Annotated in this window: 23 protein-coding genes; 20 read left to right on the top strand and 3 right to left on the bottom strand. The window is 69.5% G+C overall.

Annotated features, from left to right (window positions below):
- Positions 1-5 precede the first annotated feature (5 nt).
- The 9 genes from IPG05_02860 to IPG05_02820 all read left to right on the top strand — a co-directional run bounded on the left by IPG05_02860 (position 6) and on the right by IPG05_02820 (position 9731).
- Positions 6-590: a dephospho-CoA kinase gene (locus tag IPG05_02860; protein ID MBK6494035.1), complete on the top strand. Its 585-nt coding sequence runs from the start codon at positions 6-8 to the stop codon at positions 588-590.
- Entirely contained in the window at positions 587-1342 is a 756-nt protein-coding gene (locus IPG05_02855; GenBank protein ID MBK6494034.1) for a lipoate--protein ligase family protein, read from the top strand. The genes IPG05_02860 and IPG05_02855 overlap by 4 nt, the downstream gene beginning before the upstream one ends.
- Before the next feature lie 35 nt (positions 1343-1377).
- Entirely contained in the window at positions 1378-2700 is a 1323-nt protein-coding gene (locus tag IPG05_02850) for a hypothetical protein (GenBank protein MBK6494033.1), read from the top strand.
- Positions 2658-3002, top strand: coding sequence for a hypothetical protein (locus IPG05_02845; protein MBK6494032.1), 345 nt, complete (start codon positions 2658-2660; stop codon positions 3000-3002). Before IPG05_02850 ends, IPG05_02845 begins: the two co-directional genes overlap by 43 nt.
- A gap of 1 nt (position 3003) precedes the next feature.
- Entirely contained in the window at positions 3004-3975 is a 972-nt protein-coding gene (locus tag IPG05_02840) for an ABC transporter permease (protein MBK6494031.1), read from the top strand.
- Positions 3972-4778 (top strand): ABC transporter permease, encoded by an 807-nt coding sequence (locus IPG05_02835; GenBank protein ID MBK6494030.1) that lies wholly within the window; start codon positions 3972-3974, stop codon positions 4776-4778. Before IPG05_02840 ends, IPG05_02835 begins: the two co-directional genes overlap by 4 nt.
- Positions 4775-5755, top strand: a complete 981-nt coding sequence (locus IPG05_02830) for an ABC transporter ATP-binding protein (GenBank protein ID MBK6494029.1) — start codon at positions 4775-4777, stop codon at positions 5753-5755. The genes IPG05_02835 and IPG05_02830 overlap by 4 nt, the downstream gene beginning before the upstream one ends.
- Positions 5752-6735 carry an ATP-binding cassette domain-containing protein gene (locus IPG05_02825; GenBank protein MBK6494028.1) on the top strand — a complete coding sequence of 328 codons (984 nt, stop codon included), beginning with the start codon at positions 5752-5754 and terminating at the stop codon, positions 6733-6735. Before IPG05_02830 ends, IPG05_02825 begins: the two co-directional genes overlap by 4 nt.
- Positions 6736-6905: 170 nt before the next feature.
- Positions 6906-9731, top strand: coding sequence for a S9 family peptidase (locus IPG05_02820; protein ID MBK6494027.1), 2826 nt, complete (start codon positions 6906-6908; stop codon positions 9729-9731).
- 30 nt (positions 9732-9761) lie between these two features.
- Here IPG05_02820 and IPG05_02815 read toward each other — a convergent pair whose 3' ends face one another.
- Positions 9762-10493: a hypothetical protein gene (locus tag IPG05_02815; GenBank protein MBK6494026.1), complete on the bottom strand. Its 732-nt coding sequence runs from the start codon at positions 10491-10493 to the stop codon at positions 9762-9764.
- A gap of 255 nt (positions 10494-10748) precedes the next feature.
- On the opposite strand from IPG05_02815, the gene IPG05_02810 reads away from it, so the two are divergent.
- From IPG05_02810 to IPG05_02785, 6 genes are all read left to right on the top strand, one after another.
- Positions 10749-12326: a DUF1800 domain-containing protein gene (locus IPG05_02810; GenBank protein ID MBK6494025.1), complete on the top strand. Its 1578-nt coding sequence runs from the start codon at positions 10749-10751 to the stop codon at positions 12324-12326.
- On the top strand, positions 12326-13573 hold the full coding sequence (locus IPG05_02805; protein ID MBK6494024.1) for a DUF1501 domain-containing protein: 1248 nt from the start codon (positions 12326-12328) through the stop codon (positions 13571-13573). Before IPG05_02810 ends, IPG05_02805 begins: the two co-directional genes overlap by 1 nt.
- A 412-nt stretch (positions 13574-13985) precedes the next feature.
- On the top strand, positions 13986-15353 hold the full coding sequence (locus IPG05_02800; protein MBK6494023.1) for a M28 family metallopeptidase: 1368 nt from the start codon (positions 13986-13988) through the stop codon (positions 15351-15353).
- A gap of 4 nt (positions 15354-15357) precedes the next feature.
- Complete coding sequence (locus IPG05_02795) at positions 15358-16389, top strand: hypothetical protein (protein MBK6494022.1); 1032 nt, start codon at positions 15358-15360, stop codon at positions 16387-16389.
- Positions 16386-19157, top strand: coding sequence for a TonB-dependent receptor (locus IPG05_02790; GenBank protein ID MBK6494021.1), 2772 nt, complete (start codon positions 16386-16388; stop codon positions 19155-19157). The genes IPG05_02795 and IPG05_02790 overlap by 4 nt, the downstream gene beginning before the upstream one ends.
- Positions 19154-19513: a sulfite exporter TauE/SafE family protein gene (locus IPG05_02785; GenBank protein ID MBK6494020.1), complete on the top strand. Its 360-nt coding sequence runs from the start codon at positions 19154-19156 to the stop codon at positions 19511-19513. Before IPG05_02790 ends, IPG05_02785 begins: the two co-directional genes overlap by 4 nt.
- On the opposite strand, the gene IPG05_02780 is transcribed toward IPG05_02785, so the two are convergent.
- The gene (locus tag IPG05_02780) at positions 19510-19935 is read right to left on the bottom strand and encodes a DUF4399 domain-containing protein (protein MBK6494019.1); all 426 of its coding nucleotides are present in this window, start codon (positions 19933-19935) and stop codon (positions 19510-19512) included. The genes IPG05_02785 and IPG05_02780 overlap by 4 nt on opposite strands.
- A 102-nt stretch (positions 19936-20037) precedes the next feature.
- Between IPG05_02780 and IPG05_02775 the strand changes: the two genes are divergently transcribed.
- The 3 genes from IPG05_02775 to IPG05_02765 are packed head-to-tail and all read left to right on the top strand — an operon-like array spanning position 20038 to position 22096.
- Positions 20038-20694 carry a twin-arginine translocation signal domain-containing protein gene (locus IPG05_02775; GenBank protein ID MBK6494018.1) on the top strand — a complete coding sequence of 219 codons (657 nt, stop codon included), beginning with the start codon at positions 20038-20040 and terminating at the stop codon, positions 20692-20694.
- Positions 20694-21254: a hypothetical protein gene (locus tag IPG05_02770; GenBank protein MBK6494017.1), complete on the top strand. Its 561-nt coding sequence runs from the start codon at positions 20694-20696 to the stop codon at positions 21252-21254. The genes IPG05_02775 and IPG05_02770 overlap by 1 nt, the downstream gene beginning before the upstream one ends.
- Positions 21251-22096, top strand: coding sequence for a c-type cytochrome (locus tag IPG05_02765; protein MBK6494016.1), 846 nt, complete (start codon positions 21251-21253; stop codon positions 22094-22096). Before IPG05_02770 ends, IPG05_02765 begins: the two co-directional genes overlap by 4 nt.
- Before the next feature lie 22 nt (positions 22097-22118).
- On the opposite strand, the gene IPG05_02760 is transcribed toward IPG05_02765, so the two are convergent.
- Positions 22119-23009 carry a c-type cytochrome gene (locus tag IPG05_02760; GenBank protein ID MBK6494015.1) on the bottom strand — a complete coding sequence of 297 codons (891 nt, stop codon included), beginning with the start codon at positions 23007-23009 and terminating at the stop codon, positions 22119-22121.
- A gap of 152 nt (positions 23010-23161) precedes the next feature.
- Here IPG05_02760 and IPG05_02755 point away from each other — a divergent pair, with 152 nt between their 5' ends.
- Both IPG05_02755 and IPG05_02750 read left to right on the top strand, forming a co-directional pair.
- Complete coding sequence (locus IPG05_02755) at positions 23162-24511, top strand: cytochrome ubiquinol oxidase subunit I (protein ID MBK6494014.1); 1350 nt, start codon at positions 23162-23164, stop codon at positions 24509-24511.
- Positions 24504-25520 carry a cytochrome d ubiquinol oxidase subunit II gene (locus IPG05_02750; protein MBK6494013.1) on the top strand — a complete coding sequence of 339 codons (1017 nt, stop codon included), beginning with the start codon at positions 24504-24506 and terminating at the stop codon, positions 25518-25520. The genes IPG05_02755 and IPG05_02750 overlap by 8 nt, the downstream gene beginning before the upstream one ends.
- Positions 25521-25548 lie beyond the last annotated feature (28 nt).

Here is a 25548-nt window from a genome sequence, read left to right as displayed (position 1 = left end):
GCCGCATCGCCCTCACGGGCAACATCGCCGCCGGCAAGTCCACCGTCGCCCAGCTGCTTCGCAGTTGGGGGGCCGTCCTCTTCGATGCGGACGAGGCGGTCCGCGTGCTGCAGCGTCCCGGCAGCGGCGTCTTCGCCGCGATCGTCGCGCACTTCGGCGGCGGCGTGGTCCGGGCCGACGGCGGCCTCGATCGCGTGGCGTTGCGCGACCGCATCCTCGCGGATCCGGCCGAACGCGCGGCGCTCGAGGCGATCGTGCATCCCGCCGTGGACGCGCGGCGCATCGCGGCGCAGGAGGCCGCGGCCGCGGCGGGGGCGGCGGTGTTCGTCGCGGACATCCCGCTGCTCTTCGAGTCGGCTGATCCGAGCGCCTACGACGGGGTGATCCTCGTCGATGCCCCGGCCGGGGAACGTCGGCGGCGGCTCATCAACGCGCGGCGGCTCTCGCCACTCGACGCCGACCGCCTCATCGCCGCGCAGATGCCCGCCGCTGCCAAACGGGCGCTCGCCACCTGGATCATCGATAACGACGCCGACCGGGCCACGCTGGTGGCGCGGACTCGAGCCGTCTGGGATGCCGTGACGTCATGACGCGTTTTGTCTGGTCCGACCTGACCCCCCGCCCCGCCTGGCAGCAGATGGCCCTGGACCATGCCCTGCTCGACCGGGCGGAACGCGATGGAACCACCGTGCTCCGCCTCTATCGGTGGGACCTCCCCAGCATCTCCTTCGGCGCCAACGAGGCGGCGACCCGGAGTTGGGACCGGGACCGACTCGAGCGCGACGCCGTCCCCTGCGTCCGGCGGCCAACCGGCGGGCGGGCAGTCTGGCACGCCCCCGACGACCTGACCTACGCCGTGACCGGCCGGCTGGCCGACTTCGGCGGCCTCAAGGCCGCGTATCAGTCGATCCACGAGCGATTCGCGGCGCGGCTCTCCGGCATCGGCCTCGACGCGACCCTGGCGCCAGCACCGAGTTCGATCCCCGGCCTCGAGGCCGGCGCCTGTTTTGATGTCGCCGTCGGGGGCGAAATCCTCAGTGGCGAGCGGAAGGTCGTGGGTTCGGCCCAGGTCGTGCAGGGCATGGCGCTGCTCCAGCACGGCGCCGTCGCCCGGGCCGACCGCCTGCCGTTGCTGGAGCGCTACCGAATCAGCAACCGCTCGGAGCCAGCGAAGGCGCCGGTCGCGGACCTCCCGCCAGTGCAGATTCTGGCGATGGCCCTGCTGCGCGACTGGGTCGACGACGGGGCCGAGCACGCGCCGGATGAGTTGACGGCGTGGGCCGAAGAGGCCACCGTGAAGCATCTGCGGTACCGCAGTCCAGCCTGGACGTGGCGCCGCTGACCCCTGCCCCGCCCGCCCGACACGAGGTCCTGCCGATGCGTCGTCGCACCGTGCTCCACCTGCTGCTGCTCCTCGGCGCGCTCGGGCGCGCGCCACTCTCGTCCCAGGTGCCGGGCACCGTCGTCTTCGCCGTCGGCGAGGACCCGACGCTCCCCCTCCCCGCCCTGACCGACCGCACCGCCAACACCGACCTCGCCGACCAGCTCTTCCTGCGACTCGCCATCCTCGGCCCGACCTTCCGGACCGCCGGCGACAACGCGATGACCCCGATGCTCGCCCGACGGTGGCAGCGCGTCGACCCGCGCACGCTGCTCTTCGAGCTCGACCCCCGCGCTCGGTGGCAGGATGGCACCCCGGTCACCGCGCGCGATATCGTCTTCACCTGGCAGTTGATGATGGACCCGGTCGTCGGCAAGGGACGGATCGTGATGGAGCCGGTCGCCTCGGTGGAAGCGGTGGGGACCGGCACCGTGCGGGTCCGCTTCAAGCGGCCGTTCGCCGAGCAGCTGTATCTCTTCAGCTTCAACATGCAGCCGCTACCGGCGCACCTGCTCGCCGGGATCGCACCCACCGCGATTGCGCGGAGCGACTTCGCGGCCGGCCCGATCGGCAACGGCCCCTATCGCTACCTGCGCCGCGTCCCGGGACAGTTCGTGGAGCTGCGCGCCAACCCGACGTTCTTTCTCGGCACGCCCACGATGGCGCGCGTGGTGCTGCGCGTCACGGCTGACGCCACCGCGCGCACCAACCTCCTGCTCGCGGGCGAAACTGACGTGATGGGTGACGTGCAGGCCCCCGACGCATCGAAGATCCGGGCGCTGCCCTCGCTCGCGCTCGTGAACATCTCGCACAACCTCCTGTTCTGGGTCGGCGTCAACCAACGCGCCTTTGGCGGTGGGCCGGCCCACCCCGTCCTCGGCGATCGTCGCGTCCGGGAGGCGCTCCGGGCGGCGCTCGATCGGAGGACGATGGCCGAGGCCGTCTTCGGCCCCGGGACCGGCACCCCTGACGCGGCGCAGTCCCAACTGTGGGCCTGGGTCACCGGTGGCGTGATGCAGGGGTCGCCGCGCGACCTGTCGAAGGCGCGCGCACTGCTGGCCGAGGCGGGGTGGCGCGACGCGAACGGCGACGGGATCCTCGACCGCAGCGGCGCCCGTTGCGCTTCGCCGATGATCTACCCGAACAGAGTGCCCGGCGCGCACGCCTCGCCCTGCAGTCGCAGGCGATGTGGCGCGAGGCGGGAATCGACGTGCAGCTCGAACGGCTCGAACGCGAGGTCTTCAGCGAGCGATTGTCCGCCGGTCGATTCGATCTCGTGGTCGACGGTGGCAACCAGGACGTCACGCCCTCCTCGCTGACCCAGCGCTGGTCGTGCGCCGCGGCGAGCGACTCGGCCTCGCTCAACACGCTGCGCTGGTGCGACCCGACCTTCGACCGACTCCTGGCCAGTGCGGAAACCGCCGCCAATCCCGTCGCGGCCTACCGCACCGCGCTCGCGCGGATGGCGCGCGAGGTCCCCGCCATCGTGCTCGCTGCGCCGCTCAACCAGGTCGCGGTGCATCGTCGCTACGCGAACGTCCAGATCTGGCCGGCGAAGAGCTGGCTCTCGCTCTGGCAGTGGCGCGTGCGTCCCGAGGCCGCGCTGGCGCGCGATCGCTGACGTGACCGGCTGGCTGTTCCGCCGCTGCCTCGATGCGCTGCTGACGACGCTCCTCGCCGTCGTCGCCCTTGTTGCCCTGGTCCAGCTGCTGCCCGGGGATCCGCTCGGCGCCGTCATCGGCGATCATCCCATCGATGCCGCGCAGCGTGCCGCACTCGAGGCCACGTGGGGGACCAACCGCCCCCCGCTTGAGGCCATCGGTACCACCCTCACGCACCTGCTCCGTGGCGATCTCGGCATCTCCCTGGCGACGCAACGCCCTGTGACGGCGATGCTGGCCGAACGCCTGGGGCCGACCCTGCTGCTCGGCGCGCTCACCCTGCTCGCCACCTTCACGATCGGGCTGTCGCTCGGACTCTGGAGCGCGCTACATCCCACCACGCGTCGCGCCCGCATTGTTGGCGGCGTCACGCTGGTCGGGTACGCGTTGCCGAGCTTCGTGATTGGCATGCTGCTGGTGTGGGGCGTCGCGATTCGCGGCGGGTTGCTGCCCCCGGCCGGCTTCGCCGATCCGCTGCTCGCGATCGATGCGAGCGCAGGCACCATCATGCTGGACCGCCTGCGACACCTGGCGTTGCCGCTGCTGACCATGGTGCTCGCCACGGTCGCGGTCCCGCTTCGGCAACAGCGCGCGGCGGCGGAGGCGAGCGTGCGCCAGCCGTGGGTGCTCGCTGCACGTGCACGCGGCGTGTCGGCGGCACTGCTCGCGTTCCACCATGTCTGGCGACCCGCGCTGACACCGGTTGTCACGCTGGTGGGTCTCTGGCTGCCGATGCTGGTGGCCGGCGCCGTCTTCGTGGAGGCGCTCTTCGGCTGGCCGGGACTGGGCTCACTGATCGCCACCAGCACCTCCCAACGCGACCTCCCCGTGGTGATCGGCGTCGGCAGCCTCCTGGTGGTGCTGGTCCAGCTCGGTTCGCTGCTCGCCGACGTCCTGTATCGCGTCGTCAACCCGGTGCAGCGCCAGCCATGATGCGATCACGCCGGGTCGGGCTCGGCCTGCTCGCGGCGCTGGTCGCGCTCGCGCTCTTCGGCCCGCTGGTCGCCCCCGATCCCAATGTCCAACCGGCGCTCGCCACCGGCTCGCTTGCGGCGCCGTCCGCGGCCCACTGGCTCGGGACCGATCAGTACTCACGCGACGTCTTCGCACGGTTGGCGCACGGCGCGCGCGCCTCGCTGACCGTGGCCGCCATCGCCGTGAGCGTCGCGGCCATCCTGGGCATGGTGATCGGCCTGATCGCCGGCGTGGCCGGGCCGCTGCTTGGTGGCGTGCTGCGACGCGCGATCGACATCGCGCTCGCCTTGCCCCGCGTGGTCGTGTTGCTGGTCCTCCTGGCCACGGCCGGGACGTTGCCGCTGCCCCTCTTCGCCCTCGTGCTCGGACTCACGGGATGGCCCGCGCTGGCGCGACTGGTGCGCGGCGAGACGCTGCGACTGCGGCACGCCCCGTACGTCGAGGCCGCCCGCGCGCTGGGGGCCGAACCCTGGCGCGTCGCCCTGCGCGAGATCCTGCCTGGCGCGATCCCCCCGCTTCTCGTGGCGGCCACCCTCGGGACGGCAGATGTCATCCTGCTCGAGGCGGGCCTCTCCTTCCTCGGGCTCGGCATTCAGCCGCCGGCACCATCCTGGGGCGGGATGCTGCTCGAGGCGCGGGACTACCTCGGCACCGCCCCCTGGCTCCTGCTCGCCCCGGGGCTCGCCTTGGTCCTTGCCACCGTCACCGCCACATTGCTCGGTGACGCGCTGCGCCACTCACTCCATCCCGATCAACGATGACTCCGCTTCTCGAGGTCCGCGACCTCCGGATTGCCTTTCCGCGGGACGGCGCCACGCCGCTCGTTCCGGTGGATGATGTCTCGTTCGACGTGCACCGGGGCGAGCTCGTGGCACTCGTCGGCGAGTCGGGCTGCGGCAAGAGCCTGACCGGACTCGCGATTCCACGACTGCTGCCCGAGAACGCCAGACTCGGCGCCCGAACATCGTTGCGGATGGACGGCGAACAGCTCGCCACGCTCAGCGAATCGGCGATGCGCCCTTGGCGCGGCCGTCGGATCGCGATGGTCTTCCAGGACCCGATGGCGTCGCTCAATCCGGTGATGCGGGTCGGCGCACAGATCGGCGAGGCGATCACCGCCCACCATGCGGTCCCCGCTGCCGAGGTCCGCCGTCGGGCGATTGCGCTGCTCACCGAGGTCGGCATCGCCGATCCGGACGAACGCGTCGACGCGTATCCCCATCAGTTGAGCGGCGGCATGCGACAGCGGGTGATGATTGCCATGGCCCTCGCGGGCGAGCCATCGCTGCTGATCGCCGATGAACCGACCACCGCGCTCGACGTGACGGTCCAGGCCCAGATTCTCGAATTGCTCGACCGGCTGCGCCGTGAACGCGGGCTCGCCGTGCTGCTCATCACGCACGACCTCGGCATTGTGGCCGGCCGCGCCGACCGCGTCCTGGTGATGTACGGCGGCAGGATTGTCGAGGCCGCCGATACCGCGCCCCTCTTCGCCGCACCGGCGCACCCCTACACGCGCGGGTTGTTCGCGTCGATCCCGCGGCTCACCGGCGACGGCGAGCGCCTGGTGCCGATCGCCGGGACGGTTCCCCCGCCGGACCAGTGGCCCGAGGGTTGCCGCTTCCATCCCCGCTGCCCCGTCGCGATCGCCCGATGCGCCGCGGAACGGCCGCCACTGGCGCCCATCGGCGACCGCCATCTCGCGGCCTGCTGGGTCGCGCAGGGTGCGACGCCATGACGGCCCCGCTCGTCGAGGTGCAGCAGCTCGTCAAGCACTACCCGGGCGGCGGTGGATTCTTCTCGGCCGCACGCCCCCCGGTGCAAGCCGTCGACGGCGTCTCGTTCACGATCGCCGCCGGCGAGACCCTCGGATTGGTTGGTGAATCCGGCAGCGGCAAGAGCACGGTCGGCCGGGCGGTGCTTCGGCTCGAGCCACCGACCGCTGGCACCGTCCGCTTCGACGGCGCCGACCTCGCGGGGCTGGATGCCTCCGCCCTCCGCGCCTTGCGCCAACGGATGCAGATCGTCTTTCAGGACCCCTTCGGCTCGCTGAATCCGCGGCGCACCATCGGCGACTCGATCGCCGAGGGGATGATCATCCATCGGCTGGTGCCGCCGGCAGCGATGGCGGGCCGCGTGGCCGACCTCCTGGCCGAAGTCGGCCTCGATCGCTCGTACGCCGACCGCTACCCGCACGAATTTTCCGGCGGGCAACGCCAGCGCATCGGGATCGCGCGGGCGCTCGCCGTCGAGCCGCGTTTCATCGTCTGCGACGAACCGGTCTCCGCGCTCGACGTCTCGGTCCAGGCGCAGGTGATCAACCTGCTGCTCGAACTGCGCGAGCGTCGCGGCCTCGCCTACCTCTTCATCGCGCACGATCTGGCCGTGGTGCGGCAGGTCGCCCATCGCGTCGCGGTGATGTATCTCGGCACGATCGTCGAGATTGGTCCATCGCGCGCCGTCATCGGGGCGCCCTGCCATCCGTACACGCAAGCGCTGGTCTCCGCCGTCCCAGATCCCGACCCGACCGTGGCGCGTCAGCGCATCGTCCTCGAGGGCGAACCGCCATCGCCCTCTGCGCCGCCGCCCGGATGCCCCTTCGCGCCTCGCTGCTTTCATCCGCAGCGGGACGCGCGCTGCACCGCCGAACGACCGATGCTCCGGGTGATCGGGGATCGGGAGGTGGCGTGCCACCATGCGGAGTCGAGTGACCAGTAACCCGTAACCAGTGACCGGTGCTTCTCGCTTCTCGCTTCTCGCTTCTCGCTTCTCGCTTCTCGCTTCTCCCCCCCCCCCCCCCTCCTTTCTTTCTTTTTTCTCTCCTCTTCCTTTTTTCTTTCTCCCTTCTTCTTTCTCCCCTCTCCCCCCCCCCCCCCCGGAGGTCCGTGATGTTGCCTCGTTTTGTCCGGTTCGTTGCCGCCCTGGCGTTGCTCCCGAGCGCGGCGCTCAGCGCGCAACAGGTCGCTGCGTCGACCGCCCTGAAGCCACTCACCACCGAGGCGATGAACGGGTGGAAGTCGATGCGCGGCAGCGCGCTCTCCAACGACGGCACCTGGTTCGCGTACACCGTCGCGCCCGCCGAGGGCGACGCCGAGGTCGTCATCCGCTCGACGGGGACCACCCAGGAATACCGCTTCCCGGTCGGCGACGGGTCGCAGTCCAGCCAACTGACGCTGTCGGGTGACGCGAAGTGGGCCGCCTGGCTGTCGTGGCCGTCCTTCAAGGACAGCAAGAAGTTGAAGAAGGAGCGCAAGCCGGTGCAGGCGACGGCGGTGCTGCTGAATCTGGCCACCGGCGAGAAGCGCGAAGTGGAGAAGGTCCGCCGGATCGTCTTCGCCGGGGAAAAGCCGTCGTGGGTGGCGCTTCAGACCGCGAGCGATGCGCCGGCGCCGGCAGCCGCTCCCCCCGGTGCGCCGCCCGCCGCCGCACCGCCGAGTGCGGCCACCGCGGTGATCCTCCACGACCTCCTCCACAACACGTCGCTGACCGTGGCCGATGTCGGCGAATTCGGCTTCGACTGGAGTGGCGAGTGGTTGGCGTACACGGTCGAGACGCCGAGCCGCGTCGGGAACGGCGTGCAGCTCCGCAACATGAAGACCGAGGTGGTGCGCGCCGCCGACAACAGCAAGGGACTGTATCGTCGGTTGACGTGGGCCGACAGCGGCCTGGCGCTCGCCGTGCTGCGCGGCATGCCCGACAGCGCCGCGACCGACACGCTGTTTGCGGTGGTCGCGTGGAAGAACTTCACCGCGACGGGTCCGACGCGCACGGTCTACGAGCCGAGTGCCGCGACCGGCTTTCCCGCCAAGATGAAGATCGCCGGTGATCGTGCGCCGCGCTGGACGCAGGCGTTCGATGGCGTCTACCTCGGGATTCGCGCGGTGAATCCGCCCAAGGCGAAGGGCGCCGACTGGGAAGAGGACGAGAAGCCGAACCTGGAGATCTGGCACGGCAAGGACGCACGCCTGCAGCCGCAACAGAAGGTGCAGGAGAGCGCCGACAAGTCGTTCACCTACCTCTCGCTGTATCGGATGACCGACCAGCGCTTCCTGCAACTCGCGACCGACGACATGAAGACGGTGACGGCCGCGCCGATGGATAAGTGGGCGGTCGGTTACGCCGACCGCGCGTACGAACTCGAGGCCAACCTGTCGGGCGTGCGGAAGCGCGACGCCTACGTGATCGACCTCGCCACCGGCGCACGCCGCAAGGTGACCACGGCGAGCACGGCGTCCCTGACGTCCTCGCCCGACGGCCAGCGCTTCGCGTACATGGACGACGGGCACTACTTCGTGCAGGAATTCGCCGGCGGGGCGAGCCGCAACCTGACGGCCGGCGTCGCCACGACCTTCTGGAACGACGAGGACGACCACAACGTCATCAAGCCGCCGCGCTTCCCGGTGGGATGGTCGGTCGACGGCCTGACGCTGCTGCTCACCGACGGCTGGGATATCTGGCGTTTCCCGGTGCGCGGCGGGGCCGCGACCAACCTGACCGGCAATGGCAAGAAGGATGGAATCCGCTACCGCCAGGTGCTGGTGAGCAATCCGCGGCAGCGCGGCTTCGACCTCACGAAGCCGATGCTGATCGGCACCTATGGCGAGTGGACCAAGAAGGAAGGCCTGACGAAGGTCGACCCGGCCAAGCCGGGTGCCACCCCGCTCCTGTGGGAAGACGCGGCGGTCCGCGTCACCCGCGCGCGTGACGCCGACATGTTTGCCTTCTCGAAGGGCACCTTCCGCGACTTCCCCGACTGGTATCTCGCCGGCCCGACGTTCGTCGCGCCGAAGCGCGTGACCGACCTCAATCCGCAACAGAAGGAGTACGCCTGGAGTGCGGGTTCGCGACTGGTCGATTACGTCTCCGACCACGGCGTCAAGCTGCAGGCCGCGCTCTTCCTGCCCGCCGGCTACGAGCCTGGCAAGAAGTATCCGACGCTGGTCTACATCTACGAGAAGCTGTCACAGGGGCTGCACCAGTACTCCGCCCCCAATGAGACGCGGGCACTGAATCCGTCGAACTACACCTCGCGCGGCTACGCGGTGCTGATGCCGGACATCACCTACGAGATCAACAATCCCGGGATGAGCGCCGTCTGGTCGGTGATCCCGGCCGTGAAGGCCGCGGCGGCCACCGGCATCGTGGACATCGACAAGGTCGGGCTGCAGGGGCACTCGTGGGGCGGCTACCAGACGGCGTTCCTCGTCACCCAGACCGACCTCTTCAAGGCGGCCATCGCCGGCGCGCCGCTGACCGACATGATCTCGATGTACAGCTCGGTGTACTGGAATTCCGGCAGCGCGAATCAGCCGATCTTCGAGAGCAGCCAGGGCCGCTTCAAGGGGAACTTCCTCGAGAACATGGATGCCTACGTCCGCAACTCGCCGAATCGCTTCGCCGACAAGGTGAAGACGCCGCTGATCATCCTGCACAACGACAAGGATGGTGCCGTCGACTTCAACCAGGGCGTGACCTACTACAACACGCTGCGGGAGCTCGGCAAGGAAGTGCTCATGCTCTCCTATCCCGGCGAGAACCATGGCCTCGCCAAGCCGGCGAACATGAAGGATTACGCCCGCCGGATGGACGAGTTCTTCGATGCGAAGCTGATGGGGAAGACGCCGCCGGACTGGTACGTGAACGGCGTCCCGCGGCTGGCGATGGAGGAGCACCTGAAGGCGCGTCGGCCGACGAAGGCCGGTCAGGTGCCGTGACCGCGATGCGCCGCGTGCTGCGTGGTGGGGCTACTGCCCGAGCAGCACGCGGCGCATCGAGTGCAGGACCACATTGTCCGGACCGATCTTCTCGATCCGTCGAACCGACCGACCCTCCTGTGCGATCCACAGGCGGGTCTGTTCGCCGTTGAGGGTGTAGTCGACGACCCAGGAACTCTTGGTGACCCAGTTCGGCTTCTCGGTCAGGCTCATCTCCCGCATCACCTCGAAGCGGAGCCAGCTCCAGCCATGGTCGACGGTGTCCACGGCGACCGGGAGAATCCCCTTCCACCCTTCGGTCAGCGGCAAGGCGGCAATCACCAGTTCGATGCCGAGGGCCGCATAGGGCGCATTCTCCACGATTTCTGACTGACGCCACCCGCCGCGACCCTTGGCGGGAGTGAAACGCCGCTCGACGGAACGCAGGTTGTAGCGTGCCGTCCAGGTCCCCTTGGGCGTCATCCGGGTGGTGACGATCGGCCGGAGCGTGGACCGCTCGAGGATGATCGAGTCCGCGTGCTCGCCAGTCGGCTCGTTCCAGCGGCGCACCTGCTGCCACGCTGCCCGGCCCTCGTACCGGATCGCCTCGAGCGCGATCGAGCCGTCGGGGGCGCGCTCGGCACCGGGCCCGACGCGGGTGGTGATCCAGCCGAAGGCCGGCTTGACCGAGCGACCAGCGGCAATCGGGTCAGGGGCGTCGGAAGGGAGGTTCAACCCGATCCGACTGCATCCGCCGAGCACGGCGAAGAGGAGCGGCATCACGACACGACGAGGACCACGGGGGAAGGCACGAGCCAATGCGGGGTCTCTCCAGAATCAGGTGGGGGCCGGAGCCCGTGCGGGCGGGTAATCTGGACCGATGGAGCACCGGAGGCCACCCGGGTGTTAACAGTCACCGCGAAGGAGAGTCCACCACCTATGCGAACTCAATCCGCTCTCTGCCTCGTCGCCCTGCTTGCCGCGACGCCCATCGGTGCCCAAAGTCAGCTGACCCCCGCCGACTCGGCGCGACACGCCTTGAATCGTCTCGGATACGGCCCGACCCCCGGCCAAGTTGAAGCAGTGGTCCAGGAAGGGGTCCTGCGTTGGGTCGACCGGCAGCTGGCGGTCCGCGACCTTCGAGACCCTGCCCTCGAGGCCTGGGAGCGCCCCTACGAGGTCCTGCGGACCCCGATGTCGGCGATGGTCGCGATGCACACCGACCAGGTGACCAAGGCGCTCAAGGCGCAAGCGCAGGGGGCGGATTCCGCCACGCTCCGCGCCCTGCAGGCGCAGAAGCGGCAGGCCGACGGCGGGAAGCGCGACCTCAGGGAGCTGCTGGGGGAGTTGCAGAGCGTGACGTTGGTGCGCGCCGTCGTCTCGGATCGGCAGCTCGCCGAGGTCCTTGCCGACTTCTGGCTCAATCACTTCAATGTCTACATCGCCAAGGGCTTCGACCGCGCGTACTTCGCCGATTACCTCGAACGGACCATCCGCGGACACGCCCTCGGACGATTCGAGGAGTTGCTGGTGGCGACGGCCACCTCACCAGCGATGCTCTTCTACCTCGACAACGTGCAGAGCGTCGCGGACAATTCCGCGGTCGCGACGACGGCCACCCGTGCCGCCCGTCAGCCGCAGCGTCCGGGGCAACCGCCCCGGCGGACCGCCGCACGCCCCGGCGCGCGCGCGCAGGGCATGGACCCGGCGATGGCCGAACAACTCAAGGCCCGGATGCCGCGGGGGCTCAACGAGAACTACGCCCGCGAACTGCTCGAGCTGCACACCCTCGGCGTCGATGGCGGCTACACCCAGCAGGATGTGATCAACGTTGCGCGCATCCTGACCGGATGGACGATCGACCGCCGAGGGGACCACCGCTTCCAGTTTCTCGCGCAGGCGCACGATCGCGGGGAGAAGGTCGTCCTCGGGCGCACCTTCCCCGCGGGTCACGGCGAAGACGAAGGGCGCGCCCTGCTGGCCATGCTGGCCACCCATCCGGCCACGATGCATCACCTGAGTGCCAAACTCTGTGCGCGCTTTGTCGCCGACCTGCCGCCCGATGGCTGCATCGATGACGCGGTGCGCGCCTGGCGACAGAGCGACGGTGACATCCGCACGGTGATGCGCGCGATCGTCCACTCGCCGGATTTCTGGGCGCTGGCCAACGTGCAATCGAAGACGAAGACGCCGCTGGAATTCGTGGCGAGCGCGGTGCGTGCCGTCGGCGGCGCGCCCGACGCCACCCCGCGGCTGTCGTCGCAACTGCAACGCCTCGGCCAGCCGCTCTTCAACATGGTCACTCCGAACGGCTACCCTGAGACTTCGGCGGACTGGGTGAACAGCGGTGCCCTGCTCGCGCGGATGAACGCCGCGGTGGCGCTGGCCTCGAACCGACTCCCCGGTGTGACGGTCCAGCTCGATCAGTTGGTGCCCGTCACGGCCGATCATGAGGCACTGCTGAACGCCGTCAACCGCGCCATCCTCGGCGGTGCCATGTCCGAGCGCACCCGGAGTGCGATCCGTCGCGAGCTTGCCGACATCACCGATCCGCGTGCCGCGCGCGCGATGGCCGTCGGCCTCGCGTTGGGTGGCCCCGAATTCCAGAGGCAATGATGACGATCTCTCGACGCGCGTTCATGAAGGCGGGCGGCCTCGCCCTGGTGTCGCTCGGCGCCGACCCGCTCTTCGTCGATCGGGCCGCCTATGCGCTGCGCCAACAACTTGGCGGCGTGCCGAGCGGGAAGACGCTGGTCTGCCTCTTCCAACGTGGGGCGGTTGATGGCCTCTCGATGATCGTCCCGGCCGGTGACCCCTGGTACTGGCGCGAACGTGAGCGGATTGCGCTGCCAAAGTCGGAGCTGGTGACACTCGACGGCATGTTTGCGCTCCATCCGCGACTGGCGCCCCTCAAGCCGCTATGGGACCAGGGGTCGATGGCGATCGTGCACGCCGTCGGCTCGCCGTCCACCACGCGGTCGCACTTCGACGCCCAGGACTACATGGAGAGCGGCACCCCCGACCGGAAGTCGACGACCTCCGGATGGGCCAATCGCTACTGCGCGCATGCCCGGGAGCACGCCGAGACACCGTTCCGGGCCGTGGCCTTCGGCCCGCAGCTGCCCCGGATGCTGGCGGGCAGCGCCCCTGCCCTGGCCATTGACGACCTGCGCGCCTTCGGGGTGCGCACCGCACGAAGCGAGGGCAACGAGCGGCTGACTCGGGCATTCGAGTCGCTGTACGACGGCGCCGCGACCGGTCTGGTCGCGTCGTCGTCGGCCGAAGGATTCGAGGCGATCAAGATGCTCAAGAGCGCCAACCCGACGGCGCTGCCACCGGCCAATGGTGCGGTGTACGGCCGCGGGAAGCTGGCGACCGCGCTGCAGCAGGTGGCGCAGCTGATCCGTGCCGACCTCGGGATGCAGATTGCGTTCGTGGATGTCGGCGGGTGGGATACCCATGTGAATCAGGGGAGCGGGCAGGGCCAGCTGGCCACCCGACTCGACGAATTCGGCGGGGCGCTCGCCGCGTTCACCACCGATCTCGGCGACCGTATGCGTGACGTCGTGGTGCTGACGATGAGCGAGTTCGGCCGTACAGTGAAGGAGAACGGCACTGGTGGCACCGACCACGGGCACGGGACGGCGATGATGGTGATCGGCGGCGGGGTCCGCGGGAAGCAGGTCCTCGGGCGGTGGCCGGGGCTCGCGCCCGAGGCGCGTCACGAGGGGCGCGACCTGGCCGTCACGACCGATTTCCGCGCGCTCTTCGGCGAAGTGCTCAGCGGGCACCTCGGTACCACCGACCTTGCCTCGGTATTCCCGGACTTTGTGCCGAGCGGCAGACTCGGACTCTTCAGTTAGCGTCGGCCCCGCAACGGGGCCAAGAGGCGATGCCACCACCGGGCCAGCCGACCTTGCTGGCCCGTCGGTCCGAAATACCGTGGTCCCGGCTGGGTCGAGCTGGGTGAGGAATACAGGGTCAGGTCAGATGCGCCACCGTCCGGGCCAGGTTCCAGCGGCCCTCGGCGCCGTGTCCCCTGGGGCACCTTCGGCTCAGGCACAATGATCCGATGCGTCGGGCGGCTCATGGGGCCATCCCTCCGACGGAAACCGCAGCGGGCCGGGTTGAGCACATCGGTGGCGTCATGCCGAGGAGACGCGCGACCGCGAGGTCACCACACGCGGTGAAACGCCGTGAAACGCGCCAACTCACGGCCACCGCCCCGGGGAGTTACCTTCCGTCTTCAATCCCTCCACTCGACGGACCCCCGACATGTCCCGTGTTGTCCTGCTCGGCGTCGCGTTTGCGGCACAGGTGGCGAGCACGCCGGTCGCCGCGCAAGCGGTTCCCCCCTCATTTGATCCTCGTCTCGACTCGATCGCTCGCTCCCCCTCGGTGAGCCGCATCGAGGCCGACGTGCGGCGCCTCGCCGGCTTCGGCACGCGCAGCACTTTCAGCGACACCACCTCGACGACACGCGGGATCGGCGCCGCGCGGCGGTGGCTGTATGCCGAATTCCAGCAGATCAGCAAGGCGTGCGGAGGGTGCCTCGAGGTCCGCTACACGCGCAGCACCGTGAAGGGGAGCGGGACGGGGGCGCGCGCCACGCCGGATGTCGACGTGGTGAATGTCATCGCGATCCAGCGCGGCACCACCACCCCCGGCCGCGTCGTGATGATGTCGGGCGACATCGACTCGCGGAACAGCAATGGCAGCGACGGTGTCAAGGACGCGCCAGGCGCGAACGACAATGCCAGCGGGCTCGCCGGCACCGTCGAGGCCGCCCGCGTGCTCACGCGCCATCGCTTCGGCAAGACGATCATCTACGCCGGCCTCAGCGGTGAGGAACAGGGGCTGTGGGGTGGTCAGCAGCTCGCCAAGGAATTCGTCGATTCGGCCTGGACCGTCGAGGCCGTCCTCAACAACGACATGATCGGCAACATCGAGGGGATCAACGGCGAGATCGACAACCGCTCCTTCCGGATCTTCTCGGAGCCGACGCCGCCGACGGAGACGGAGGCCGAGCGGAGGGCGCGTCGGACGAGTGGGGGCGAAGTCGACGGGATCTCGAGGCAACTGGCGCGCTATGTCGAACGCGTGGTGCGTGCCACAATGCCGGAGATGCAGCCGCGGCTCATCTATCGACTTGATCGATTCTCGCGCGGCGGCCACCATCGTCCGTTCAACGACCTCGGGATGCCCGGCGTGCGGATCATGGAAAGCCACGAGCACTACGACCGGCAGCATCAGGACCTGCGGACGGAGAACGGCCGCGTGTATGGCGACGTCATCGCCGGCGTGAACTTCCCCTACGTGGCGAGGATGACCGGCGTCAACGCCGTCGTGCTCGCGGCGCTCGCCTGGGCCCCGGCGCCCCCCACGGCCGTGCGGCTCCGTGGCGCGGTATCGGCCTCAACCACGGTCTCGTGGACGGCGGCCCCGGGTGCGCCACCCCTGGGCTACAAGGTGTACTGGCGCGACACGACGGCACCGCAGTGGACCTACTGGCGCTGGGTGCCGGCCGGTTCGACCCAGGTCACCCTCGAGAACATCATCATCGACGACTTTCTCTTTGGCGTGGCCGCCGTTGGATCTGGTGGGCACGAATCCGTGGTGCAGTTCCCTTCCTTTGGACGCTGAGGTGATGATGCGGCTCGCTCCCGCCCTGCTGCTCCTTGCCGCCGCGTGTGGCCACTCCGAACCGTTCGGCAGTGTGCCGTCCGGATCGGAGGGCCCGTTCAGCTCGGCCGCACCGGCACGACTGACCTACAACAGCTTCGCCGATTCGGCCGCCTCGCTGACCGAAGACGGCAACGGGCTCCTCTACCTCTACACCGGCGGGAGCAACGGCGATCGCTGTGTCGGGCTCATTCCGCCCGGCGGCGGCACCGGCCGCTGGCAACTCTGCGACACGCGCGCCGACCGCGTGGATTCCGTCAAGAGCTTCTCGGCGCCGGCCCTCGGGACGGATGGCCGCTTGCTCTACCAGGAAGCGCTGTCGCGCCGGGGCCGGACCAATCCCGAGGCAACCGTCCTCTGGCTCGCCGACAGCGCCACGCCGTTCACGCGCCGCGCGCTGCTGACGCTGCCGGCGAACGTTGGTGGACGCGCCATCTCCTGGTTCACCGACGCCGTCTGGGTTGGCCACGACGAATTCATTGCGCGGACGGGGCAGCTGACCTTCGACGCCGCGTGCGGTGCCTGCCCCGCCGACACGCTGCTCGCCGGGGTCGCCCTGATGCGCGGCACCATCACGGCGACCGGCGTCACGCTCGCGGTGATTCCGGGTACGTTGGACATCACCCGACATGCGTTCGCCGAGAACGGCACTTCCTTCGTCGTGGTGCGGAACTCGGCCGCGCTGGAGCGACTGCCGATCGCTGGCGGGACCTCGACGCCCATCGCCACCTTGCCGCGCGCCGGGACGATCTCCGGCCTGAGTTGCCGCGGCACGGAGTGTCTGGTGACCCAATACGTCAACCGGCCGCTCCCTGCCTCGGGCCTCGACACCTGGTTCTATCGCGTGAACCTGACCACCAACACCGTCACCTCGCTCCGGCTCGAAACCGGGCTGTGGACGGGCCCCGTGCTGCTCGCCACCGGCGGCGATGCCGTCCTGCAACTCTCCTCAGGCACCGCCCGCGACCTCTACCTCTTCAAGGGGCTCCTGCCATGACGCGCACTCGCTCCTTGTTCCTCCTGCTGGCGCTCGGCGCCGCGCCACTCTCGGCCCAGGGCACCGGTGGCCTCGTCGGCAAGGTCGTCGACGCCGCCACCGGCACGGCGCTGCGCGGCGCGCAGGTGCGCATCGATGCCGGAGCGCGTGTCGCCACAACCGACACCGCGGGTGAGTATCGGATCCGGGCGATCTCGCCCGGTCTCCACACCGTCACGGTCACCTACATCGGCTATCGGCAGTCGCGGCGCGAAGGCGTCGTCATCCGGGCCGACGTCATCACGCGCGCGGATGTGCGCATGGCACCGGTCGCGGTCGAGTTGGCCACACTGCAGGCCGTCGGCGTGCAGGACCCGGTGCTCGACCCGCTCGCGACGTCCACCGCGCAGCGGATCAGCGCCGAGGATCTGCGGCGCCTTCCCGTCTCATCGCTCGAAGACGCGCTGTCGCTGCAGGCGGGCGTCGTCGGCGAGAGCTACCGCGGCGGACGGATCGGGCAGCAGGCGTTCATCCTCGACGGCCTCGGCGTCAAGAATCAGCTCGACGCCTCGACCGGCGGTTCCGGACTGCGGATCCCGCCGGATCTGATTGCCGAAGCCTCGCTGGTCACCAATGGCTTCTCGGCACGCTACGGGCAGGCGTTGTCGGGGTTGATCAGCGTCTCGACCCGCGACGGTGGCGACCGCTGGCGCGGGCGCATGGCCTACGAGACCGACCGCCCGATGAGCGGTGGGGCGGACCTCGGCCTCGACCGCCTGGTGTTGCAGGGCGACGGCCCCCTCGCCGGCAAGGTGACGGCGCTCGCCATCCTCGATCTCTCGGGTCGGCTCGACGCGGAACCGGTGAACGCGCCGGCCGCGACGGATGCGCGCGACCCGCGCCATGACACGCCGGGCCCGCTGCCGCACAACAGCGGCGAGATTCTCACCGCCGGCGGCAAGCTCACCATCCCGATGAGCACGCGGATCACGACCAGACTCTTCGGCCTCGGCACGCGCGAACAGCGCTACCTCTTCGACCAGCGCTACAAGTACGAGCCGACGCTCGGGCCGGGCCGTCGCGTCGACGGCAAGCTGCTCAGCGCGCACGTGCAGCTGGCGCCGACCGAGGGGAGCAACCGTCCCTTCGGCGGCGACGTGCGCCTCGGCTATTTCTCGAAGGACTTCGTCCGCGGGACCGTCGACGCCCCCGACTTCAAGTTCGGCGCCTTCACGGGCTCCAAGCTCGGCATCCTCGGCGAGGAGATTGCCCGGCGGCAGGACACCATCGGCACCCGCGCGGCACTCGCCGGCTTCGGCACCCCGATCTATTCGATCGCCACGCCGTACGGCGTCCCCGCCTTCTTTCTCGGCGGCGCCACGCAGGGCGACGTCGCGTGGAACCGCTTCACCGAAGTGCGCGGCCAGCTCGATTTCACCGCGACGCTCGGCAACAACACCGACATCGGCTTCGGCGGCCTCCACGCCGCACAGGACGTGAAGACCTTCCAGCGCGTCCTGGCGAACCTGCCCGTCGGCGGGGCGGTGCCGCCCGCCACGGCCTCGGCGTTCTCGCCGACGATCAGCGCGGCCTATCTCGAGACCCAGGTGCGGGCGAGTGACATCGCCATCACGGCGGGCGTCCGCTACGACGCCTTCAGCCCGGGCGGCGACCTCTCGAACAGCACGCTTGCCGCGCGGTCCTCGTTCAACCCGCGCATCGCGATCGCCACCACGCTGAAGGGCGCCACCTTCGTGGCGAGCGTGGGCCGCTTCTCGCAGCCGCCCGACCTGCAGTACCTGGTCGACGCGGCCTTCGACGACACCACGCGCACCGGCCGCTTCCGGCAGGGCAATCCCGATCTCGGCTTCGAGCAGTCAACCCAGTTCGAGATGAGTATGCGGATGCGCCTGCGCGACGCCGTCTCGCTGCGGGTCAACGTCTTCGACAAGCGCCTCGACGGCCTGGTCTCCTCCACGCCGCTCCAGGTGAATCCCGACTCGAGCATCTTCGTCAACGCCGACGTCGGCAACGTCATCGGGGGGGAGTTCATCCTCGAGCGCGAGCGCCGAAACGGCTGGGGAATGCGCCTCGCGGCCGTGGTGCAGCGTGCCCAGGCCACCGTGACCGACGCCTTCCAGTTGCGCCGGCTCACCACCATCGACCCCGTGACCCACGACACCATCTGGGCGTCGCAGAACCAGTGGCCGCTCGACTACGACCGCCTGCTCTCCTTCATCGGGACACTCGACGGCGAGACCCATCCCGAGGCCGGGCCGCGCATCCTCGGCGTCCGCCCCTTCGGGCGGATGAGCGCTGCGGCGGTCGTCCGCTTCGGCAGCGGCTTGCCCTACACGCGCACCAACGTGACGGGCGACTCGATCATTGGCGACATCAACGGGTCACGCCTGCCGAACCAGTTCACCCTCGACCTGCTCTTCCGCCGGCCGGTGCGCTTCGGCGGGATGGCAGGCGGTGTCTATCTTGACCTCCGCAACGCCACGAACAAGCGCAACCAGCTCGCGGTCCGCCGCGAGACCGGCACGCCCAACGCATCGAACAACACCATCGCCGCGCTGGCGGAGGCGGCCTACACCGCCAATCCCCAGGCGATTCCGTTCGAGTCGCCACGCTACCGTCGTGCCGCCGACACCAACGGCGATGGTGTCGTGAGCGGACGCAGCGAGTTGTACCCACTCTACGAGTCGGCCGCACGCGACTTCACGCAGCCGCTCTTCGTCTACGGCGCCCCGCGGCTGATCCGCTTCGGGGTGGAGGTGCTCTTTTGAACACCGTCCTCTATCTGCTGGTCGGCGGTGCTGCGGGTATCCTGTCGGGGCTCTTCGGGATCGGCGGCGGGATCGTGATCGTGGTGGTGCTGGTGAGCTACTTCAAGATGCCGATCCACCAAGCCACCGGCACGTCACTCGCCGCGCTCCTGCTGCCAGTGGGGTTGCTGGGCGCCCGCGAGTACTACAAGGTGGGGCACGTGGACGTCCGCGCCGCGTTGCTCATCGCGGCGGGCCTCTCCCTCGGCGTGTGGGCGGGTGCCCGCTACGCGCAGGGCATCGCCCCCGCCATGCTGCAGCGGGGGTTCGCCGTCTTTCTCATGGTGATGGCGGTCCGGATGTGGTTCAAGGCTTAGGGCTTGACGGGCGCGGGTACCTCGATCGTCACCGTGTCGCGCACCGCGCCGGCGACCGGGACGTGATCGCCCCAGGCTGCCACGGCAATGATCCGGTGCGTGCCCGGTGCCAGGACCAGCGAGATGGTGTCGGCCCCGGTGCCAAGGTGACGAATGGCGTCGTTCTTCGGGATCATCACCGTGTCGGCGGTCGGGTCGGTGTCGATGAAGAGGTGATGGTGCGCCTCGCCGTCGACACGCTTGCCGGTGGCAGCGACGATCTTCACCCCTTCGGCACCTAGCTGGATATGCACCGTGTCGCCGGCCAGCATCCCTTCCGCCGGGGCCACAAAGAAGACCCGGGCCTGGGTGACCGCCGGCGTCTTCGCCGGGGTACACGCGACCATCGGGAGCAGCAGGGCGAGCGACGCTGGAACCTTCATGCTGGGCCGTCCATATTCTGACGTGGGAGTGCGGGGACGGCGCGACACGCGGCGCCTCGCGGTTCCAAAGGTACCACCCTTTCTGATCACCCGGAGTCGCCCGTGCCTGACCGCCCCGCTGGTATCCCCCGCCGCGATTTCCTCGGCCGCGTCGCGCTGACCGGCGCCGTCCTCGCCGCCCCGCCCTTGGTGCACGCCGAGCCGGCGCCGGACGAATGGGACAATCGCTGGCTCGACGGTCTCACCAGGAAGCATCGCGTCATCTTCGATACCAAGACCTGGGGCGGCGGCGAGGCCTACGGTTACCCGAAGCGCTATTACGACGCGATGCTGGATGGCTACGGCGCCAAGCCGGCCGACATTCAGGTGGTGATCGGGCTGCATGGCACGGCGTGGCCGCTCGCGCTGGCGGACGCCGCCTGGGCAGCCTGGGCCCTCGGCGAAGTGGTGTCGATGAACGAGCCCGGCAGCCAGACTCGGGCGACGCGGAACCTGACCCGAAGCGACGAGGCGGGCGCGCCCTACGCGCAGACCTCGCTGGCCAGTTGGCAGAAGCGCGGCGCGAGCATCCTGCTCTGCAACAACACGCTGATGCGGGTCTCGCGTGAACTGGCCGCCAAGCGCGAGGGGGCCACGGCGGACGCGACCTACGCCGAATTGCGGCGGGCGATCCTGCCCGGCGTGACGCTGGTGCCGGCCATGGTCGCGGCCATGGCGCTCGCGCAGACGAAGGGTGCCTCCTACATCGTGGGCAGCTGATGGTACCCGGCCCCGAGGACTTCGACCACCGGTGGCTCGCGACCCTGACCGCGAAGCACCGCGTCGTGTTCGACGCCCATGTGCTCGGTGAAGCGGTGCCGCTGGTGCGCGCCAACAACTTCCTGAATGCCTGCCGCGACGCCTACGGCGACAAGCCGGGTGAGGCGCAGATTGTGATCGCGCTGCACGCGGCGCCGATGGTCGTCGCCTTCAACGACGCCGCCTGGGAGAAGTACGCCTTCGGGGAGCGCGCCCGACTGAACGATCCCAAGACCGGGAAGCCGAGTCTCCGAAACCTCTATGCCTCCGAGGCGCCGGCCGATCCCTTCCCCGCCGTCGCGGTGCCGTCGCTGCAACGCCGCGGCGCCACATTCCTGTTCTGCAACAATGTCCTGCGCAACCTGACCGCCTCGCTGGCACGCCGTCGCAACGAGACGCCGGAGGTGGTCCGCGCCGACCTGATCGCCTCGTTCCTGCCGGGCGTCGTGCTCGTCCCGGCGGTGGTGGCAGGCATCGCGATGGCGCAGGAGCATGGCTGCGCCTATGAGCTGATCGCATGAGCCATCGAGTCGCCGTCGGACTCGCGACGCTCCTCCTGGCAGGCTGCACCCCGCGACCGCCGGTGCCCCCGCCTGCCGACTCGTCGGCCGCGGTCGTGGCCTCTCTGGCCCCGTTGCCGCCGTTGCCGAAGGGCGACCTCGGTGTCGCCGTGCTGCGCGGGCGCGCGATCCTCAGTGCGACGCGCGACTCGCTGCCGAATCACGTCGGCAACGCCCTGCGGTGCACGTCGTGTCACCTCGACGAGGGGCGACGCCCGAATGCCATGCCCTGGGTCGGCGTGACGGCGCGCTTCCCGCAATATCGATCACGCTCGGCCTCGGTGCAGCGGCTTGAGGATCGGATCAACGATTGCTTCGAGCGTTCGCTGGCGGGCACCGCACTCGCGTGGGACGACCCGGCGATGCGCGACATGGTCGCCTACATGGCGTGGCTGTCGACAGGGGTGGCCCAGGGGAGCACCGTCCCGGGTCAGGGGTTGCCGCTCGGGTCACCGGAGCGTGGCGACACGGTGCACGGCGCAGTGGTCTTCGCGGCGCAATGCGCGCGATGCCACGGCGTCAACGGCGAGGGGATGGCCGCCTTCCCGCCGCTCTGGGGGCCGGGCAGCTTCACCATCGGCGCCGGGATGGCCCGACTGCGCACCCTCGCCGCGTTCGCGAAGCACAACATGCCGTTCGATCGCGCCGGGACTCTCAACGACCAGGATGCGCAGGACGTCGCGACCTACATCACGACCAAGCCCCGGCCACCGTTCGCCGCGAGCGCCGATGACTGGCCCCGCGGCGATGCGCCGCCGGACGTGGCCTATCCCACCAAGGCAGCGAAGGCCAAGTCGCCTTGACCCTCGCCACCTCGGCGAACCGTCACTGTTCGCCGAGCGCCTTGGGCGGCACACTCACCACATAGCGCCACACCGCTTCGATTTCCTCATCCGTCATCAGCTTCGTGAACCGGATCGGCATGAAGTCGTTGAGCTCGCCGCCACCGCCGGGACGCTGTCCGGTACGCAGCGTGGTGCGGAAGAGCTCCAGCGTCCACGACCGTCCTCCCGGCGTCAGGTTGGCGGCCTGCGGCGTCCCCGGAGGCGCACCGATGATCTCGCCTCCCGAGAGTGACGGGTTGTGGCAGCCCGTGCATCCGCCGACGTTCGCGAGATAGCGACCATACTCCGCCGTGGGCCCCTGGGGGACGCTGTCGGGTTGCACCACGGCGTGATCGATGAGTGCGGCCGAGAGCGGCAGCTTCTTGCTGGCAATCAGTGCCAACCCGACCGGACCAAGGCGGCGCGCCGGGATCTCGCGGTCCACGTTCGGGCGGCTGCGCAGGAAGGCGATGAGTGCCTGAAGGTCCGCTTCCGACAGGTAGGTGTAGTCGTGCGCCGGCATGATCAGGAGGGGCTTCCCGGCTGGACCGACGCCATGCCGAATCGCGGCGGCGAAGTCGGCGTCGGTCCGGACAGAACCCACTCCCCCGCGTCCACCGGTCAGGTTCGGCGCTCCGACCCGCCCGAGCGCGGCGTCGTCGATGACCAGCTGGCCCCCGAAGTCTGCGCCGTGACAATCAGCGCACTTGCTGATCGAGGTCGCGAGATGTTCGCCGCGCGTCACGGCGAGCGAGTCGGTGGCACGTGGCGGGGCCTTGCGGGCCACCGCGTAGGTCCGGCCGAGCTCGCGCTGGGCCAGACCGTAGATCGTGCCAAAGGCCACCAGCAGGAGGAGGGTGACGGCGGTCAGGGCTCGCTTGAGGAATCGCATCGCAGGGGTCTCCGTTCAGGGTCACGTTCCGATACGGGACGTCGATTCCCCGGGTTTCACATTGCACCACTGATTCCCGACATCGGAACTCACCTTGCCTATCTGGGTACCCTTGTGAAATTTTTCACAAGACCCTCGACCGCCGGATGGCCATGTCCGACCTCCTCGCCGCCCGCTCCCAGATGGCGGTCTCCCTCGCCTTCCACATCGTCTTCGCGGTGATCGGCATCGGCATGCCCGTGCTGATGGTCATCGCGGAGCGCCGGTGGCTGGTGACGCGCGACCCGCACTATCTGGAACTGGCGCGCCGATGGGCCAAGGGGACGGCGATCCTCTTCGCCGTGGGCGCGGTGTCGGGGACGGTACTGTCGTTCGAGTTGGGGCTCCTCTGGCCGGGCTTCATGGAGTTCGCCGGCCCGATCATCGGGATGCCGTTCTCTCTCGAAGGGTTCGCCTTCTTCATGGAGGCGATCTTCCTCGGGATCTACCTCTACGGCTGGGATCGCATCAGCGAGCGCGCCCACCTCTGGGCCGGGGTATTGGTCGCGGTGAGCGGTGCGCTCTCGGGCGTCTTCGTGGTAATTGCCAATGCGTGGATGAATGCGCCGACCGGCTTCACGGTGGTGAACGGCGTCGCCACGGGCATCGACCCGCTGCAGGCGCTCCAGACCCCGGCGGCGTTCCCGCAAGCGCTCCACATGACGCTCGCCGCCTACGCCGCCACCGGCTTCGGCGCCGCCGGCATCCACGCGGCGATGCTGCTCCGACAGCCGGCGAACGCCTTCCACCAGCGTGGCCTGCGGATCGCCTTGTTGATGGCCATCCCTGCCGCCTTGCTGCAGCCACTCTCCGGCCACCATTCCGCCGGCTTCGTCGCCGCGACCCAACCTGCCAAGTTCGCCGCGATGGAATCGCTGTTCGAGACGCAGGCCGCCGCCCCGCTGCTGATCGGTGGCTGGCCCGATCCGACACGCCGCGAGGTGCGCTACGGCGTGGAGATTCCTGGCGCGCTCTCCTTCCTCGCGACCAACGACTTCGGAGCCACGGTCCCCGGCCTCGACCAGGTGCCGCGCGAGGATTGGCCCAACGTGCGCGTCACCCACGTCGCGTTCCAGGTGATGGTGGCGTGCGGCGTGGTGATGCTTGCCGCCGGCCTGCTCGGCTGGCGCGCCCTGGCCCAGCGCGATGACCTCGCCGAACATCGCCGGCTCCTGCGGCTGTTGGTGGTCGCGGCACCGCTGGGCTTCGTCGCCACCGAGGCAGGGTGGGTGGTGACCGAGGTCGGCCGTCAGCCGTGGGTGATCCAGGGGGTCCTGCGTACCGCGGATGCCGTGACGCCAATGCCCGGATTGATCGTCCCGTTCCTTGGCTTCACGGTGCTCTACCTGCTGCTCGCCGTCGCCGTGGTCTGGTTGCTCCGTCGACAGATTCTCGGGGCGCCGAACGACACGGAATGGCGCCGACGCCACGAACCCACGACCCAGCCCACCACCCATGGCTGAGTGGCCACTGGTCGAACTGACGGCCGCCGCCTGTCTCGCGGCGATCACGGCGTATGTGCTCTTCGCAGGCGCCGACTTCGGTGGCGGAGTGTGGGATCTCTTCGCGACCGGCCCACGTGCCCGGCGCCAGCGCGCGCTCATCGCCGACACGATCGGCCCGATCTGGGAGGCCAACCACGTCTGGCTGATCCTGGTGGTGGTGATCCTCTTCACCGGCTTTCCCGTCGCCTACGCCCGCCTGTCGGTGTCGCTCCACATCCCGCTCACCTTGATGCTGATCGGTGTGGTGCTGCGCGGCTCCGCCTTCACCTTCCGGAGCTACGACCGTCGCGATGACGACGTGCAACGCCGCTGGGGACTGGTCTTCGCCGTCGCCTCGCTGATCACCCCGCTGCTCCTCGGCGTCGCCGCCGGTGCGGTCGCCGCGGGCGGCGTCACCCCGCCAGGCGCGCGCAGTTTCACGGCGGCGTACGTCGCACCGTGGTTGGCACCATTCCCGATCGCCATCGGCGTCCTGACGCTGTTGCTGTTCGCCTTCCTCGCGGCCGTCTACCTGACGGTCGAGGCCAAAGATCCGATGCTCACCGGCGATTTCCGCGCGCGCGGACTGGTCGCGGGGCTCCTGCTCCTCCCCGGCGCGGGGGTCGCGCTCTATCTCGCGCGCACCGAGGCGCCGTGGGTGTTCGACGAACTGACCAGTGCCTCGTGGGCCCCGGTCCTCCACCTCCTCACCGGCAGCGCCGCGGTCTGCGCCCTCGGCGCACTCTGGCGCAGGCACTACCGAGTGGCTCGCACGGCAGCGGCCGTGCAAGCCGCGCTGATCGTGGTCGGCTGGGCGATGGCCCAATGGCCCTACATCCTTCCGCCGACGATGAGCGTCTACGACGCCGCCGCCCCGACTGCGACGCTCACCCTGTTGGTGGGTGCGCTCGCAGCCGGGGCGGTGATCCTGCTGCCGGCGCTGGCTTACCTCTTCGCGATCTTCGGAAGAGCCGAGAAAAGCCGATGATCGTCCATCGATGATCGATCATCGATCA

It is taken from the genome of Gemmatimonadota bacterium, from assembly GCA_016704275.1.
GTDB lineage: Bacteria > Gemmatimonadota > Gemmatimonadetes > Gemmatimonadales > GWC2-71-9 > Palsa-1233.
The sequence above is the reverse complement of the archived record's forward strand: the minus strand, read 5'-3'. Positions and strand labels throughout refer to the sequence as shown.

What these genes read in the sequence shown, in the direction of transcription:
- IPG05_02750 (MBK6494013.1), top strand. Translation starts at nt 24,504, where the DNA reads ATGGCTGAGTGGCCACTGGTCGAACTGACGGCCGCCGCCTGTCTCGCG.
- IPG05_02780 (MBK6494019.1), bottom strand. Translation starts at nt 19,935, where the DNA reads ATGAAGGTTCCAGCGTCGCTCGCCCTGCTGCTCCCGATGGTCGCGTGT.
- IPG05_02850 (MBK6494033.1), top strand. Translation starts at nt 1,378, where the DNA reads ATGCGTCGTCGCACCGTGCTCCACCTGCTGCTGCTCCTCGGCGCGCTC.
- IPG05_02825 (MBK6494028.1), top strand. Translation starts at nt 5,752, where the DNA reads ATGACGGCCCCGCTCGTCGAGGTGCAGCAGCTCGTCAAGCACTACCCG.
- IPG05_02755 (MBK6494014.1), top strand. Translation starts at nt 23,162, where the DNA reads ATGTCCGACCTCCTCGCCGCCCGCTCCCAGATGGCGGTCTCCCTCGCC.
- IPG05_02835 (MBK6494030.1), top strand. Translation starts at nt 3,972, where the DNA reads ATGATGCGATCACGCCGGGTCGGGCTCGGCCTGCTCGCGGCGCTGGTC.
- IPG05_02765 (MBK6494016.1), top strand. Translation starts at nt 21,251, where the DNA reads ATGAGCCATCGAGTCGCCGTCGGACTCGCGACGCTCCTCCTGGCAGGC.
- IPG05_02760 (MBK6494015.1), bottom strand. Translation starts at nt 23,009, where the DNA reads ATGCGATTCCTCAAGCGAGCCCTGACCGCCGTCACCCTCCTCCTGCTG.
- IPG05_02805 (MBK6494024.1), top strand. Translation starts at nt 12,326, where the DNA reads ATGACGATCTCTCGACGCGCGTTCATGAAGGCGGGCGGCCTCGCCCTG.
- IPG05_02800 (MBK6494023.1), top strand. Translation starts at nt 13,986, where the DNA reads ATGTCCCGTGTTGTCCTGCTCGGCGTCGCGTTTGCGGCACAGGTGGCG.
- IPG05_02795 (MBK6494022.1), top strand. Translation starts at nt 15,358, where the DNA reads ATGATGCGGCTCGCTCCCGCCCTGCTGCTCCTTGCCGCCGCGTGTGGC.
- IPG05_02770 (MBK6494017.1), top strand. Translation starts at nt 20,694, where the DNA reads ATGGTACCCGGCCCCGAGGACTTCGACCACCGGTGGCTCGCGACCCTG.
- IPG05_02830 (MBK6494029.1), top strand. Translation starts at nt 4,775, where the DNA reads ATGACTCCGCTTCTCGAGGTCCGCGACCTCCGGATTGCCTTTCCGCGG.
- IPG05_02790 (MBK6494021.1), top strand. Translation starts at nt 16,386, where the DNA reads ATGACGCGCACTCGCTCCTTGTTCCTCCTGCTGGCGCTCGGCGCCGCG.
- IPG05_02855 (MBK6494034.1), top strand. Translation starts at nt 587, where the DNA reads ATGACGCGTTTTGTCTGGTCCGACCTGACCCCCCGCCCCGCCTGGCAG.
- IPG05_02820 (MBK6494027.1), top strand. Translation starts at nt 6,906, where the DNA reads ATGTTGCCTCGTTTTGTCCGGTTCGTTGCCGCCCTGGCGTTGCTCCCG.